At 62.4% G+C, this 14,280-nt stretch carries 13 protein-coding genes; 8 read left to right on the forward strand and 5 right to left on the reverse strand.

Translation table 11 applies throughout. The features are described 5' to 3' along the window. Positions 1 to 39: 39 nt before the first annotated feature. The gene (locus ACLBKR_RS14080) at positions 40 to 1,884 is read right to left on the reverse strand and encodes an ABC transporter ATP-binding protein (RefSeq protein ID WP_113340804.1); all 1,845 of its coding nucleotides are present in this window, start codon (positions 1,882 to 1,884) and stop codon (positions 40 to 42) included. 51 nt (positions 1,885 to 1,935) lie between these two features. Continuing rightward, positions 1,936 to 3,099, reverse strand: a complete 1,164-nt coding sequence (locus tag ACLBKR_RS14085) for a M20 aminoacylase family protein (RefSeq protein ID WP_113340805.1) — start codon at positions 3,097 to 3,099, stop codon at positions 1,936 to 1,938. A gap of 319 nt (positions 3,100 to 3,418) precedes the next feature. On the opposite strand from ACLBKR_RS14085, the gene ACLBKR_RS14090 reads away from it, so the two are divergent. The 3 genes from ACLBKR_RS14090 to ACLBKR_RS14100 all read left to right on the forward strand — a co-directional run bounded on the left by ACLBKR_RS14090 (position 3,419) and on the right by ACLBKR_RS14100 (position 7,125). Further along, positions 3,419 to 5,125 (forward strand): peptide ABC transporter substrate-binding protein, encoded by a 1,707-nt coding sequence (locus tag ACLBKR_RS14090; RefSeq protein WP_112829327.1) that lies wholly within the window; start codon positions 3,419 to 3,421, stop codon positions 5,123 to 5,125. A gap of 79 nt (positions 5,126 to 5,204) precedes the next feature. Then, complete coding sequence (locus ACLBKR_RS14095; protein ID WP_112829326.1) at positions 5,205 to 6,215, forward strand: ABC transporter permease; 1,011 nt, start codon at positions 5,205 to 5,207, stop codon at positions 6,213 to 6,215. Next, positions 6,208 to 7,125: an ABC transporter permease gene (locus tag ACLBKR_RS14100; protein WP_113424430.1), complete on the forward strand. Its 918-nt coding sequence runs from the start codon at positions 6,208 to 6,210 to the stop codon at positions 7,123 to 7,125. Before ACLBKR_RS14095 ends, ACLBKR_RS14100 begins: the two co-directional genes overlap by 8 nt. Positions 7,126 to 7,197: 72 nt before the next feature. On the opposite strand, the gene ACLBKR_RS14105 is transcribed toward ACLBKR_RS14100, so the two are convergent. The 3 genes from ACLBKR_RS14105 to ACLBKR_RS14115 form a co-directional block, all read right to left on the reverse strand. After that, positions 7,198 to 7,548, reverse strand: coding sequence for a ribbon-helix-helix domain-containing protein (locus tag ACLBKR_RS14105; protein ID WP_113447703.1), 351 nt, complete (start codon positions 7,546 to 7,548; stop codon positions 7,198 to 7,200). 148 nt (positions 7,549 to 7,696) lie between these two features. After that, the gene (locus tag ACLBKR_RS14110; RefSeq protein WP_162759223.1) at positions 7,697 to 8,263 is read right to left on the reverse strand and encodes a DJ-1/PfpI family protein; all 567 of its coding nucleotides are present in this window, start codon (positions 8,261 to 8,263) and stop codon (positions 7,697 to 7,699) included. 121 nt (positions 8,264 to 8,384) lie between these two features. After that, positions 8,385 to 8,882 carry a nucleoside deaminase gene (locus tag ACLBKR_RS14115; protein ID WP_414899443.1) on the reverse strand — a complete coding sequence of 166 codons (498 nt, stop codon included), beginning with the start codon at positions 8,880 to 8,882 and terminating at the stop codon, positions 8,385 to 8,387. Between the two features lie 412 nt (positions 8,883 to 9,294). Here ACLBKR_RS14115 and ACLBKR_RS14120 point away from each other — a divergent pair, with 412 nt between their 5' ends. From ACLBKR_RS14120 to ACLBKR_RS14140, 5 genes are all read left to right on the forward strand, one after another. Continuing rightward, positions 9,295 to 10,290: an ABC transporter substrate-binding protein gene (locus ACLBKR_RS14120; protein ID WP_112829323.1), complete on the forward strand. Its 996-nt coding sequence runs from the start codon at positions 9,295 to 9,297 to the stop codon at positions 10,288 to 10,290. 21 nt (positions 10,291 to 10,311) lie between these two features. Then, entirely contained in the window at positions 10,312 to 11,082 is a 771-nt protein-coding gene (locus ACLBKR_RS14125) for an ABC transporter ATP-binding protein (protein ID WP_113340965.1), read from the forward strand. 2 nt (positions 11,083 to 11,084) lie between these two features. Next, a complete protein-coding gene (locus ACLBKR_RS14130; protein WP_113488133.1) occupies positions 11,085 to 11,873 on the forward strand; it encodes an ABC transporter permease in 789 nt (262 codons plus the stop codon). Between the two features lie 164 nt (positions 11,874 to 12,037). Then, complete coding sequence (locus ACLBKR_RS14135) at positions 12,038 to 13,033, forward strand: isopenicillin N synthase family dioxygenase (RefSeq protein ID WP_113488132.1); 996 nt, start codon at positions 12,038 to 12,040, stop codon at positions 13,031 to 13,033. Between the two features lie 191 nt (positions 13,034 to 13,224). Next, complete coding sequence (locus tag ACLBKR_RS14140) at positions 13,225 to 14,220, forward strand: P1 family peptidase (protein WP_113457343.1); 996 nt, start codon at positions 13,225 to 13,227, stop codon at positions 14,218 to 14,220. Positions 14,221 to 14,280: the final 60 nt, after the last annotated feature.

Raw genomic sequence — 14,280 nt, forward strand, 5'->3', positions numbered from 1 at the left:
ATGACGGTAGTTTGATGGAGGATGCCAGCCGGGCCGCGATCAGACCTGCACGAGATGACCGGCCGACACCTCACGATACTGCCGCTGTGGCGGAACGAAACCGACGGGCCGGACAGGGCTCTTGATCTCGTCCGTCGCAAGGTTCCTCTTCACATTGCGCCGGGCGGGGTCCGGCACCGGCACCGCCGCCATCAGCTTGCGGGTGTAGGGATGCTGCGGGTTCTCGAAGACGGCCTGCCGTGGCCCGATCTCGACGATCTCCCCGAGATACATGACGGCGACGCGATGCGACACGCGCTCCACCACGGCCATGTCGTGGGAAATGAAGAGATAGGCGAGGTTGAAGCTCTGCTGCAGGTCGAGCAGGAGATTGCACACCTGCGCCTTGATCGACACGTCGAGGGCCGACACGGCTTCGTCGGCGACGATCACTTTCGGATCGAGCATCAGCGATCGCGCAATCGCGATGCGCTGACGCTGGCCGCCGGAGAATTCGTGCGGATAACGCCGCATCATGTCGGCTTTCAGCCCCACGCGCTCCAGAAGGCTCGCCGCCTTTTCCCGCGCCTGCGCCTTGCTGCCGAGGCCATGCTCGATGAAAGGCTCCATCACCGCCGAGCCGACGCTCATGCGCGGATCGAGGCTGGCGAAGGGGTCCTGGAACACCATCTGGATGCTTCGCCGCATCTTGCGCAGCGAACTGCGGTCGAGCCGCACGACATCGTAGCCGTCGAGCGAGATCTGCCCTGCCGTGGGCTCGACCAGCCGCGTGATCGAACGCCCGGTCGTCGACTTGCCGCAGCCGGATTCCCCGACGAGAGACAATGTCTCCCCTTCCCTGAGATCGAAGGAGACGTTTTCCACGGCATGAACGGCGCCGCTCCTGCGGCCGAGAAGCCCCGAGCGGATATCGAACCGCGTCGTCAGGTTCTTGACCTCCAGCAGCGGCCGCTTGCGCTCGTCGACACCTCCAGCTTCCGTTTCCGGCGTGGTGGTCTGCCCGGTCGAGATATCGATCACCGGAAAACGCATCGGGCGCTCGCGCCCGCCCATCGATCCGAGCTTCGGCACGGCCGAAAGCAGCGCCCGCGTATAGGGATGCTTGCCGCGGTTGAAGATGTCGTCCGTCGTGCCGGTTTCCACCGCCTCGCCGCGGAACATCACGATTGTGCGGTCGGAGACCTCCGCCACGACGCCCATGTCGTGGGTGATGAAGAGAACCGACATGCCCTCCTCTTCCTGCAGCAGCTTGATGAGGTCGAGGATCTGCCCCTGGATCGTCACGTCGAGCGCGGTGGTGGGCTCGTCGGCAATCAGGAGCTTCGGTTTCGAGGCCAGAGCCATGGCGATCATCACGCGCTGGCGCATGCCGCCGGAAAACTGGTGCGGATAATCGTCGAAACGGCCTTTGGCGTTCGGTATCCGCACCTTTTCGAGCAGATGCAGCACTTCGGCCTTCGCCTCCGCCGCCGAGACGTCGCGATGGCAGGTGATCGCCTCGGCAATCTGCTTGCCGATCGGGAAGATCGGATTGAGGCTGGTCATCGGCTCCTGGAAGATCATCGAGATATCGTTGCCGCGAACCCTGCGCATGGATTCGCTGTCGAGCGTCAGCAGTTCTCGGCCGTTGAGCCGGATACTGCCCTCGATGCGGCTCGAATTCTTCGGCAGCAAACGCATGACCGAAAGCGACGTCACGCTTTTTCCCGATCCTGATTCGCCGACGATCGCCACCGTTTCCTTCGGCGCGATATCGAAGCTCATGTTGCGTACGACGGAGCGCCACTCGTCTCCGACCCTGAAGGATGTCGTAAGATCCCGCACGGAAAGGACGGGGACGGCATTTCCTGCCTGAGGATTTCCGTTATTCGTGGCATTCACCATTGCGCACTCCGTTCCACGACGATTGATATCGAAATCGAGCGACGCCTGAGGTCAGGCGGCGAGCGCATTTTCGGCGAGCGTAACCCAGTAGCTGATGCCGTAGGGGATCGCTTCATCGTTGAAATCATAGGCCGAATGGTGAAGGTTGGCGCTGTCGCCATTGCCGATGAAGACGAAGGCGCCCGGCCGTGCCTCGAGCATGTAGGAGAAATCCTCCGCCCCCATCAGCGGCGGCATGTTGCCTTCGACGGCCTTTTCGCCGGCCACCTTGCGCATCACGCCGAGCGCGAATTCGGTCTCCTCGGCATGATTGAACGTCACCGGATAGCCACGGCGATAATGCACGTCGACGCTCGCCCCAAAGCCCGCGGCAATGCCGCGCGCGATCTCGCCGAGACGCTTTTCCGCGTAGTCCCGGGTTTCCGGCAGCAGGGTGCGCACGGTCCCCGTCAACTTGACGGTGTTGGCGATCACGTTGGAGGCTTCCCCGCCATGCACGGTCGCAACCGTCACCACGACGGATTTCAGCGGGTCCACCTCGCGCGAGGCGATCGCCTGCAGCGCAATCACCACATGGGAAGAGACGAGCACGGGATCGATCGTCGTGTGGGGCTGGGCGGCATGGCCTCCGCGCCCGTGGACGATGATCTCGAATTCGTCGGCCGCCGCCATCACCGACCCGTCGCGGGTGGCGAAATGGCCGACCGGCAATCCCGGCGCATTGTGCATGCCGAACACCTGGCTGATGCCGAAGGTCTCCATCATGCCGTCGTTGACCATCTCCAGGCCGCCCCCGCCGCCTTCTTCCGCAGGCTGGAAGATCACGGCGACGGAGCCTTTGAAATTGCGGGTTTCGGCAAGATATTTGGCTGCGCCGAGCAGCATCGCGGTATGCCCGTCATGGCCGCAGGCATGCATCTTGCCGGGCGTCCTGGACGACCATTCCCGGCCGCTCGTCTCGTAGATCGGAAGGGCGTCCATGTCGGCGCGGAAACCGATGACTCGCCCTTCGCCGCGGCTGCCCTTGATGATGCCTACGACGCCGGTGCGGCCTATACCCGTCTGGACGGTGTCGCAGCCGAATTCCTTCAGTTTCTCGGCCACGAAAGCCGAGGTGTCGTAGACATCGAACAGCAGTTCCGGATTTTCATGCAAGTGGCGCCGCCAACCGGCCACCTCCTGCTGCAATTCGCTGGCGCGATTGAGCACGGGCATTGTTTTTCCTCGTTTTGTCTTCGGTTCCCATTTTTTTGCAGGCATACTGCGCTGGCTCAAAGCGCTTTTGCAAGTCGCAATTTTCCGCCTTGAACGCAAAATAGGCCTATGCTTAGATGGCCCAAATTTTGATCAGGCCCACCGGTCGCAACAACCGTCAGGTGTGCTAACAGTAATCGAGTGGAGGCCGAAGAATCAAAATTACCGAACAAGGTCAGGAACATAAAAAGCAGCTGACCTTGGCGTCCCGGAGAGCAGGGAACTCTCCGTCGGATCAACATTTCATACAGCTCCAACAAAAAAATAGGGGAACAAGCATATGAACAGACTTCGTATTGCATTGGCGGCTTCGGTAGCGGCAGTTGCCTTTTCGACGGCGCCGGCAATGGCCGAGCGAGGCACGGACGGCGACCTGAAGATCATCTTCTGGCAAGCCGTATCGACGATGAATCCTTACCTCTCCGGCGGCACCAAGGAAGTCTACGCCGCCTCGATGGTCATCGAACCGCTGGCACGTTATGACGAAACCGGCGCGCTCGTTCCGATGCTGGCCGCAGAAATCCCGACCGTCGAAAACGGCGGCGTCGCGGCCGACCTGAAAAGCATCACCTGGAAGCTAAAGCCCGATCTCAAATGGTCCGACGGCACCCCGGTGACCGCCGACGACGCTATTTTCACCTGGAAATACTGCACCGCGCCGGATGGTGGCTGCGCCCAGGCCGCCTACTATGAAGGCGTCTCGAATGTCGAGGCCGTCGACGCCTCCACCATCAAGGTCTCCTTCGCCGAGCCGAAGCCCTATCCGTACAGCGCCTTCGTCGGCGCCCAGTCGCCGATCATCCAGGCGGCGCAGTTCAAGGATTGCCTTGGCGTCAAGGCCCCGGAATGCACCTCGGCGAACTTCGGCCCGATCGGCACCGGCCCCTTCGTCGTGAAGGAATTCAAGCCGAACGACGTCGTCACCTTCACCGCCAATCCGAACTATCGCGATCCGGCCAAGCCGGCCTTCGCCTCCGTGACCCTGAAGGGCGGTGGTGACGCCGCCTCCGCGGCCCGCTCCGTGCTGGAGACCGGCGAATTCGACTATGCCTGGAACATGCAGGTCGAACCCGAAGTTCTCGCCGCCATGATGCAGGCCGGCAAGGGCAAGATTGAAGTTGCTTTCGGCACCCAGGTCGAGCGCATCGACGTGAACCCCTATGCCGTCGACCCGTCGCTCGGCGACAAGCGCTCCACCAAGGAAGCAGGCCCGCATCCGGCTCTTTCCGATCCGGCCGTGCGCAAGGCGCTGTCGCTCGCCATCGACCGCGACATCATCGACGAAGCCGGCTACGGCGACAACGGCAAGCCGACCTGCAACATTCTCCCGGCCCCGGATATCTATGTCTCGACCGCTGTCGACTGGTGCTTGAAGCAGGATCTCGATACGGCCAACAAGCTGCTCGACGATGCCGGCTGGAAGATGGGCTCCGACGGCATTCGCGAGAAGAACGGCGTCAAGCTCTCCTTCCTCTACCAGACCTCCACCAACTCGGTCCGCCAGGCGACCCAGGCGCTCGTCAAGGACATGTGGGCCCAGATCGGCGTCTCGGTCGAACTGCGCAACATCTCGGCAAACGTCTTCTTCGGCGGCGACCCGGCATCTCCGGACACCTTCCAGAAGTTCTATGCCGACGTGCAGATGTACACCAACAACTTCGACGGCACCGACCCCGAGAAGTACATGGCCGGCTGGATGTGCGACAAGATCCCGAGCCCGGCGACCGGCTGGCAGGGTGAAAACATCGTCCGCTACTGCAATCCGGAATATGACGCCCTCGTCAAGGAACTGGGCAAGACCGGCAAGCTCGAGGACCGGGCCGCCATCGCCAAGAAGCTCAACGACATGCTGAGCAACGACGTCGCCCAGATCCCGCTCATCCATCGCGGCCAGCCTTCGGCCGTCAATGCGACGCTCGCGGGCGTCAAGATGAATGCCTGGGATAGCGAACTCTGGAACGTCGCCGACTGGTCGCGCAAGAAGTAAGTGCCACAGCATCAGGCCCGCGCCGTCCGCGCGGGCCTGATCGTCGCATTTCACTTCGTGACAGTCTGGAGAGCCTCCGATGTTCACCTTCACGCTGCGGCGATTGCTCTTTGCAATCCCGACACTGCTGGTCATCAGCTTCATCATCTTCGCCTTGCTCGACCTTGCTCCGAGCGATCCCCTAAGCGACCTGCCGCTGACCATTCCTCCCGAGGTTCGCGAACAGATCCGTGCCGCCATGGGTGCCGACCAGCCCTTCGTCATCCGCTACCTGCGCTGGCTTCAGCAGTTCTTCGTCAATGAACCGCTCAACATCTTCGAACAGATCACCGGCATGACCGTCGGCGACGGCAATCGCCTGCGCGTGCTTTCATGGGCGACCCGCAGCCCGGTCGTCGACCTGATCGTCCAGCGCCTGCCGCAGACCCTCTGGGTCGTCGGGCTTTCCTATCTCTTCGGCGTGATGCTGGCGATCCCGATCGGCGTCGTCTCGGCCTACAAGCAGTATTCGCTGTTCGACCAGATCGGCACCTTCGTCTCGATGGTTGGCTATTCGGTTCCGACCTTCTTCACCGGCGTGCTGCTGATCGTCATTTTCAGCTCCTACCTGCAATGGTTCCCGTCGATCTACGACACCAACCTCGTGGTCAACGACTGGTCGAGCTTCGTCGCCCAGGCCAGGCAGATGTTCCTGCCGGTGCTCGTGCTGACGCTCTACAACACCTCGCAGATCAGCCGCTTCGTGCGCGCCTCGATGCTCGACAACCTGCATCAGGACTACGTTCGAACCGCCCGCGCCAAGGGGGTGAAGGAAAAGGTCGTGCTTTTGGTGCATGTGCTGCGCAACAGCCTCATCCCGGTGGTAACAGTCATCGCGCTCGGCGTGCCGACGATCTTCTCCGGCGCCATCATCACCGAACAGATCTTCCGGGTGAACGGCCTCGGACAGCTTCTGATTACCGCAATCCAGGGAGCGGATATTCCGCTGGTCCAGACGCTGACCTTCATCTTCGCCTTCCTGATCGTCCTCTTCAACCTGATTGCCGACGTTCTCTACGGCATCCTTGACCCGAGGATACGCTATGACTGACACGACCGTCGCAATTGCTCCCGCAACCGAGAGGAAGAGTTCGCCGCTTGCCGATCTCTGGCGGCAGTTCCGCGCGCATCCCGGCGGCGTCGCCGGCCTCGCGGTCTTCGTCTTCATCGTCGCCGCGGTCTATCTCGGTCCCTTCATCCATACGATCGATCCGAACAAGATCGACATCCGCGCCAAGAACCAGGGGCCGTCCTTCGCCCATCCCTTTGGCACGGACAATCTCGGCCACGACATGCTGGCCCAGGTTCTCGCCGGCGGGCAGATCTCGCTCGCCGTCGGCATGACCGCCATGCTCCTGTCGCTCTTCCTCGGCACGCTGGTCGGGGTTCTCGCGGGCTATCTCAAGCGGATCGACGGGCCGCTGATGCGGCTCACCGACCTCTTTCTTGCGCTGCCGCTGCTGCCGCTACTGCTCGTCATCATCATGCTCTTCCGAGATACGTTGAGGGCAGCCTTCGGGCCTGAAACCGGCATCTTCATCCTGATCGTCTTCGTAATCGGGATTACGAGCTGGATGCACACCGCCCGCATCGTGCGCGGCGACGTGCTTGCGGTCAAAAGCCAGGAATTCATCCTCGCCGCCAAGTCGAGCGGCATGCATGAATACCGGGTGATCCTCAAACACATCCTGCCCAATGTCATGAGCTCGATCATGGTTTCGGCGACGCTTGGCATCGCCTCGGCCATCATCACGGAATCGGCGCTCTCCTTCCTCGGGCTCGGCTTCCCCTCGGACTTCCCGACCTGGGGGCGCCTTCTCTATGACGGAGCCAACTTCCTGCAGATCAACCCGTCCCGCGTGCTGTGGCCGGGGCTTGCGATCTCGCTGACGGTCCTGAGCGTCAACTATATCGGCGACGCCATCCGCGACGCGCTCGATCCGAGAATGCTGAAACGGTGAAAGCCTGTTAAACGGGAAAAAGGGCGCTTCGGCGCCCTTTCTTTTGAAGCGGTCGAAGCGAAGAACGACGTGTCAGTGATACTTGGCCTGCTCGGCATTGAGGATGCGGTCCGCGTCGAGCGAGGAGATCGGCAGGTCCGTATTGTCGGGAATGTCGCCGGAAAGCTGCAGCGAAAGGTAACGCCCGCAGCATACGCGCAGGAACGAGGTGAAATTGCCGAGGTCATGCCCGGCATCGATCGATTCGTGGTAAAGCTTGGCGATGAGCTGGATCACCGTCATGCGGTCGCGCCGGCCGATCTCCTCCAGTGTCATCCAGAAGAAGTTCTCGAGCCGCACGCTGGTGACCATGCCGTCGATGCGCATCGACTTGGTGTGGCTTTCCCAGAGACCGGGATCAGCCTGGATGAAGAGCTTGCACATGCCGTCCTCCCGATGTGCGTTACCTCCGACAACCCGAACCTATCGCATCGGCCCGACGATCGAAATCGATTTTCGAAAAGCGCGATGCGCAGCATCCATGGGCCAGACGGCGGCGAGCCTAAGCCGCCATTCGTCTGGCCGAACGATATCAGGCGGAAAGAACCGACATGAACTGCGAAAGCCACGCCGGATGCGCCGGCCAGGCGGGTGCCGTCACCAGCTTGCCGTCGGTCACGGCGGCGTCGATGGCAATCTCGGCATATTTGCCGCCGGCAAGCTCCACTTCCGGGCGGCAGGCCGGATAGGCCGAGCAGGTGCGGCCGGACAGGACACCGGCAGCCGCAAGGATCTGCGCGCCATGGCAGACGGCGGCAACGGGCTTGTCAGCATCGAAAAAATGCTTCACGGCGGCGATGACGTCAGGGTTGAGGCGCAGATATTCCGGCGCGCGGCCGCCGGGGATCACCAGCGCATCGTAGTCGGAAGCCTTGACATCGGCGAAGGTGGCGTTGAGCGCGAAGTTGTGGCCGCGCTTTTCGCTATAGGTCTGGTCGCCCTCGAAATCGTGGATCGCGGTTGCGATCGACTGTCCGGCCTTCTTGCCGGGGCAGGCCGCATGCACCGTATGCCCGACGGCAAGCAGCGTCTGGAACGGCACCATGGTCTCGTAGTCCTCGGCGAAATCGCCGACGATCATCAGGATCTTTTTCGACATGTCATCCTCCCGTTTCGATGTGTCGGGCGGACGCTAGCAAAGATCGGAAACCGGCGGGTATTATCGCGATACTACAGGCGTGGAATTTGCCGTCGGCCCTGGCAACGGCCGCACCAGGCGTTCACAGTCCCGTCCAGAAACCCTCATGCACGACTGCGGATTCCTTCTCCAGCAGCGGCCCGACCACCTCGACGCAACGCTGGCCGGAAGCAAATACCGTTCGGCACGGCAGGTCCATGGTGAGGTTTTCCGGATCGGGACCGATCAGATCCTTCAAGGCCTTCTCGCTCATGCCATGCACCACGCGGCCGACACCGGTCCAATAGACCGATCCGGCGCACATGGCGCAGGGTTCAGCGCTCGTATACATGGTGCAGCCGCGGAGGAATTCGACATCGTATTTCTTCGAGGCCGCGGTCATCAGATTACGCTCGGCGTGTCCGGTACGGTCGCCCTCCGTGCCGCAGGTATTCATCGCTTCCAGCAATACCGCGCCATCCGGACCGACAAGGATCGCGCCGAAGGGATGATCGCCCCGCTCTCGCGAACGCCTCGCGACATCGATCGAAAGACGCAGGTAGGTTTCGTCGTTTTCCCTGATACCGGTAGCCGCGGTCACGTATCTTGCCTTTCTTTGCCGTCCGTTTCCGGAAGGCTAAAGGCGCGGAACCACGACCGCAAGACAAAAAGCCAAAATAATAAGCAATGCGCCATTTGCATATAGTTTGAGCAATATACATCATGTCGCCAGTCTTTTTGCTCAAGGAGCAGTCGCCGTTTTCGAGCCACGCGGCAAACCCCCGCAAAACGGCAGCAAATCCGATCTGGCACGGAAGATGCACGGAGAAGATGGCGAGTAGAAGCGGTCAGGGCCCTTTGCCTGGGACATTGCTCGAGTGAGAGACCTTTTGCTTTTCGCCGGAAAAATGCCGCTTCGCACCGCCTCGCCCCATTCCAACAAAGCAATAGAGCCACCTGCCGTCGCAGACCGCAGGATCGAAGGCCCCGTGAGCACAGGAGAACAATCAGGAATGACCAAAGCCCGCTTTGCCAAACGCCTTTACGTCTCGCTTTTCGCAACGCTGCTCGCCGGCTCGGCTTCCGCCGCCGACAGCGTGGTCTTCCAGCTCGACTGGCTGCCGGGCGGCGACAAGGCGCCGATCTACGTCTGTATGGACAAGGGCTTCTGCGCCGAGGAAGGCATCGAAGTAAAGGTCGAGCCCGGCCGCGGCTCCACCGAGGCGATCACCCGCCTTGCGGCTGGCACCTCCGACGTCGGTTCGGCCGATATCGGCGCGCTGATGGCCGCCCAAGTCACCGAGAAGGTTGCCGTCACCGGCATCATGTCGATCTTCAACAAGGGCCCGCACGCCTTCTTCGCCCTGAAGGGCTCCGGCATTTCCAAGATCGAGGACGTCAAGGGCAAGAAGGTCGCCACCTCGCCGTTTACCTCCTCCAACGTCTTCCTGCCGCTCGTCCTCGCCGACAAGGGCCTCTCCGAATCCGACATCACGCTGACCAAGGCCGATCCCGGTGCCCTCGGCCCGATGCTGATGACCGGCGCGACCGACGTCATCATCGCCTGGATGACCAATGTTTCGATCTTCAACGGCCAGGCAGCGCAAGCCGGCAAGGAACTGGAAATCATGCCGTGGTACGCCGCCGGCCTCGACCTCTATTCCGCCTCGCTGCTTGCCTCCGACAAGTTCATCACCGAGCGCCCGGACGTTGCAAAACGCTTCGTCAAGGCCTTCAAGAAGTCGTTGGAATACGTGAAGGCCAATCCGGATGACGCCGCCGTTTCGGTCAACAAGCTCGTGCCGGAACTGCCTGTCGACGTGGTCAAGGGCGCGATCATGGACACCATGGTCCTCGAATTCAACGAGGTGACCGACAAGGATGGCCTCGGCACCTTCGAAACCGCACGCCTCGCCGAGACCTGGAAGCGCGTTGCCGCCTCCCAGAAGCTCGATCCGGCAGCACTTGACCCGGAAAAGAGCGTCAACCGCAGCTTCCTCGCCGAGTAAGCCTCGCGCATGGCCGGTTCCATTTCTCCCCCCGCATTGTCGTTCAAGGCCATGGGGCAGGTCTACCAGACCTCCTCGGGTCCGCTCGAGGCATTGCGGGCGGTGAGCTTCGACGTGAGCCGCCACCAGTTCGTGGCGGTTCTCGGCCCCTCGGGCTGCGGCAAGTCCACACTGCTGCGCTCGATTGCCGGCTTGCTTCCGCCGACCTCCGGTTCGGTCGATGTGTTCGGTCATCCCGTCACCGAACCGCGTGACGATGTCGGCATCGTCTTCCAGAAGCCGACGCTCCTGCCCTGGGCATCCATCGAGGACAATGTCGTCTTCCCGATACGTCACAAGACCGGGCGCGTTTCGGCCGAAGATCGCGTCCGCGCCCGCGAACTCTTGGCCAAGGTCGGCCTTGCCGGCTTCGAGAAGCGCCTCCCCTCGGAACTTTCCGGCGGCATGCAGCAGCGTGTCGGCATTGCGCGCGCCCTGCATCTCAACCCCGATATCCTGCTGATGGACGAACCCTTCTCCGCGCTCGATGCGCTGACCCGCGAGGAAATGGGGTTCGAACTCCTGCGCATCTGGGAATCCCAGCCCAAGACCGTTCTTTTCATCACCCACTCGATCAGCGAGGCCGTGCTTCTTGCAGACCGGGTTCTGGTGATGAGCGGCCGGCCCGGCACGGTCGCGGAAGATCTCGCCATCGATATCCCGCGTCCCCGCGGTGTCGAGACCACGGGATCGAAGGCAATGCAGGATTACTCGGGCTATCTCCGCAATCTCCTCTTGAAGCGGGAGGCCTGACCATGAACAACCGGACCGCCTTCCGTCGCTTCCTGGACACCCCCGGCATATTGCCGGCCGCAACCTTCCTGCTGATCCTGATCCTCTGGGAAGCCTCGACCCGCGTCTTCGCCATACCGTCCTTCATCCTGCCCGCCCCCTCGCGCATCGTCATGGAGGGCTTCGGCGACATCGAGGTCAAGCGCTGGATCGAACATGTCTGGGCGACCCTGCGCGTCGCGCTGATCGGCTATTTCCTGTCGATCGCCATCGCGCTCCCCATCGCCGTCATGCTCACCCGCTCGAAGATGCTGTCGGACGCGCTCTATCCGATCCTCGTGGTCGTCCAGTCCACCCCGATTGTCGCCGTCGCGCCGATCATCATCGTGGTTCTGGGCTCGGGCGATGCCCCGCGCATCGTCATCACCTGTCTCATCACCTTCTTCCCGCTGGTCGTCTCGACCGCCACCGGTCTGATGGCGACGCCGTCGGAACTGATCGAGCTTTCGAAGAGCCTCAAGGCGCCGGCGCACAGGGAGATCACCCAGATCCGGCTGCCCTATGCGATCCCCTACATCTTCTCCGCGCTGAAGATTTCGGTGACGCTCGCCGTCATCGGCGCGGTGGTGGCCGAGTTCGTCGCAGCCGAGAAGGGCATCGGCTACTTCATCCAGTTCTCGACATCATTCTTCAAGCTTCCTCAGGCCTGGGCGGGGCTCTCCGTGCTGGTGCTGATGTCGCTGCTGCTCTTCCAGCTCGTCTCGCTGGTGCAGCGCCTCTTCTTCCCCTGGAGCATTCCCAGGGGGCAGTAAGCCGGCGGATGCCGGTCCCGAAATTCCGTCCCCGGCCGTGCGGCCGGAGGCGGAGGCAGGAGTAGAAGCAGTCAAGCGCCCCACGGGTTTCTGTGGGCGCCGGGTCATTGCTCCTTTTGGAAGGCGCCGGACGGTCCGGCGCCCAAACCTCTATGGAGACTGAAATGAGTGCTAATTCCTATGGCCTTGCAGAACTGAACAAGGAAACGACCGTCGGCGGCGAAGGCCTCGAGGCCGAGCGCGAAATCCGCCAGATCGACATGAGCGATTTCGAAAACCGCAAGGCCGAGATCGCCGACCAGCTCTGGGAAGCCGCAACCACGGTCGGCTTCTTCCAACTCGTCAACCATGGCATTCCGCAGGAACAGATCGACGAGGCCTTCGAATACGAAGCCCGCTTCTTCGACCTGCCGGCCGAGGTGAAGGGCAAATATCCGCTGCTGAAAGGCACCAATTCCGGCTGGGAATACAAGGCGCAAGTGCGCCCCTCGACCGGCGCGGCCGACCAGAAGGAAAGCTACCAGATCACTCTTCCCCGCATGGCCGTGCTGTGGCCGAGCGAGGAGGAACTGCCGGATTTCAAGGAAAAGATGCTGGCCTTCGAGCGGGTCAACTGGGAACTCGGCATGAAGGTTCTCTCCTGCTTTGCCCTGAAGCTCGGCTTCCCGGAGAATTTCTTCACCACGCTGCATGATCCGTCCTCGAAGGAATATCAGAGCACGCTGCGGCTCCTGCATTACCTGCCGCTCGTCGATCCGAAGCCGGAGGACTACAAGGCATGGCGCGCCGGCGCCCACACCGATTACGATTGCCTGACGCTGCTGCACCAGCGTCCCGGCCAGGGCGGCCTGCAGGTCTGCCCGGGCCATGAATACGAGAGCCAGACCTGGACCTCGATCCCGCCGCTTCCGGGCGTCGTCACCTGCAACATCGGCGATATGCTGATGCGCTGGAGCGACGACAAGCTGAAGTCGACGCTCCACCGGGTGCGCATGCCGCGTCCGGACGAGCCGCACGGGCCGCGCTATTCGCTCGCCTTCTTCTGCCAGGCCAATTGCGACGCCGTGATCCAGGGCCCGGAAAAGAAGTACGAACCGATGACCGCGCACGACTACCTGCAAATGCGCATCGCCGCCAACTTCGGCGGCAAGACGATGTGAGTGTTCGGGCAGCAGGACGCAGCAACCCGCCCTGTTCAAAACCCCTTCTCCCCAGCGGGGAGAAGGTGGCCAGGTGGGGCCGGATGAGGGGGTGGCGGAGCCCCCCGCCGGCCCCGAAAGAACTGCTCCCACTTGCCTGCCCCTCCTCTTCCGCCTAGCCTCCCCGCATCCGATCACAGGAAGAATCCTCCATGCCCGCCCTCACCAATCTCCTCACCGATATCGACGGCGTGTCCGTCGGTCATGCCACCGATCTTGCGCTCGGCTCCGGCGTCACGGCCATCGTCTTCGACGAACCGGCGGTTGCATCCGGCACGGTGCTCGGCGGCGCACCGGGCGGACGGGAAACCGCCCTGCTCGATCCGTCGATGGTGGTGGAGGCCGTCGATGCGCTGGTGCTTTCCGGCGGTTCCGCCTTCGGGCTCGATGCCGCAGGCGGCGTGCAGGCGGGCCTGCGCTCCATCGGACGCGGCTTTCAGGTCGGCAATGTCCGGGTGCCGATCGTGCCACAGGCGATCCTGATGGACCTTCTGAACGGCGGCAACAAGGACTGGGGGCTGCAATCGCCCTATCGCGACATGGGCTACGACGCCTTCAAGGCTGCAGCGAAAGGCCCATTCGAACTTGGAACGGTCGGCGCCGGCACGGGCGCGACGACGGCGACGTTGAAAGGCGGCCTCGGCTCGGCCAGCGCGGAAACATCGCGCGGCCACCGGATCGCTGCCATCGTCGCCGTCAACGCCATGGGCTCGGCCACCATCGGCACCGGCCCGCATTTCTGGTCGGCGCCGTTCGAACAGGAGGGCGAGTTTGGCGGCAAGGGCATGCCGCAGAATTTCACCGCATCCGACATTGCGCTGAGGGCAAAGGGCGTCAATCTCACCGCCACCACCATCGGCGCCGTCGTCACCGATGCGGTGCTCAGCAAGGCGCAGGTTCATCGCCTGTCGATCCTGGCCCATGACGGCCTTGCACGGGCGGTTCTTCCCGCCCATCTGCCGGCCGATGGCGATACCATGTTTTCCGCAGCGACGAGGGCGAAGCCGCTTGCCGATCTCGCCGATTTCATGGAACTGTGCCATCTGGCGACCATCGTCACGGCCCGCGCAATCGCCCGCGGCGTCTACGAAGCGGCCGCACTTCCGGTGGAGAATGCTCAAGCCTCTTGGCGCGACCGCTTCGGCTGACGTCCGAAAATCGCAAGCGATTTCAGCCCGGTTCGTAGGTTAAGGACGCCCTCGGTTCGT

The organism is Paenirhizobium cremeum, assembly GCF_047553425.1.
GTDB lineage: Bacteria > Pseudomonadota > Alphaproteobacteria > Rhizobiales > Rhizobiaceae > Allorhizobium > Allorhizobium cremeum.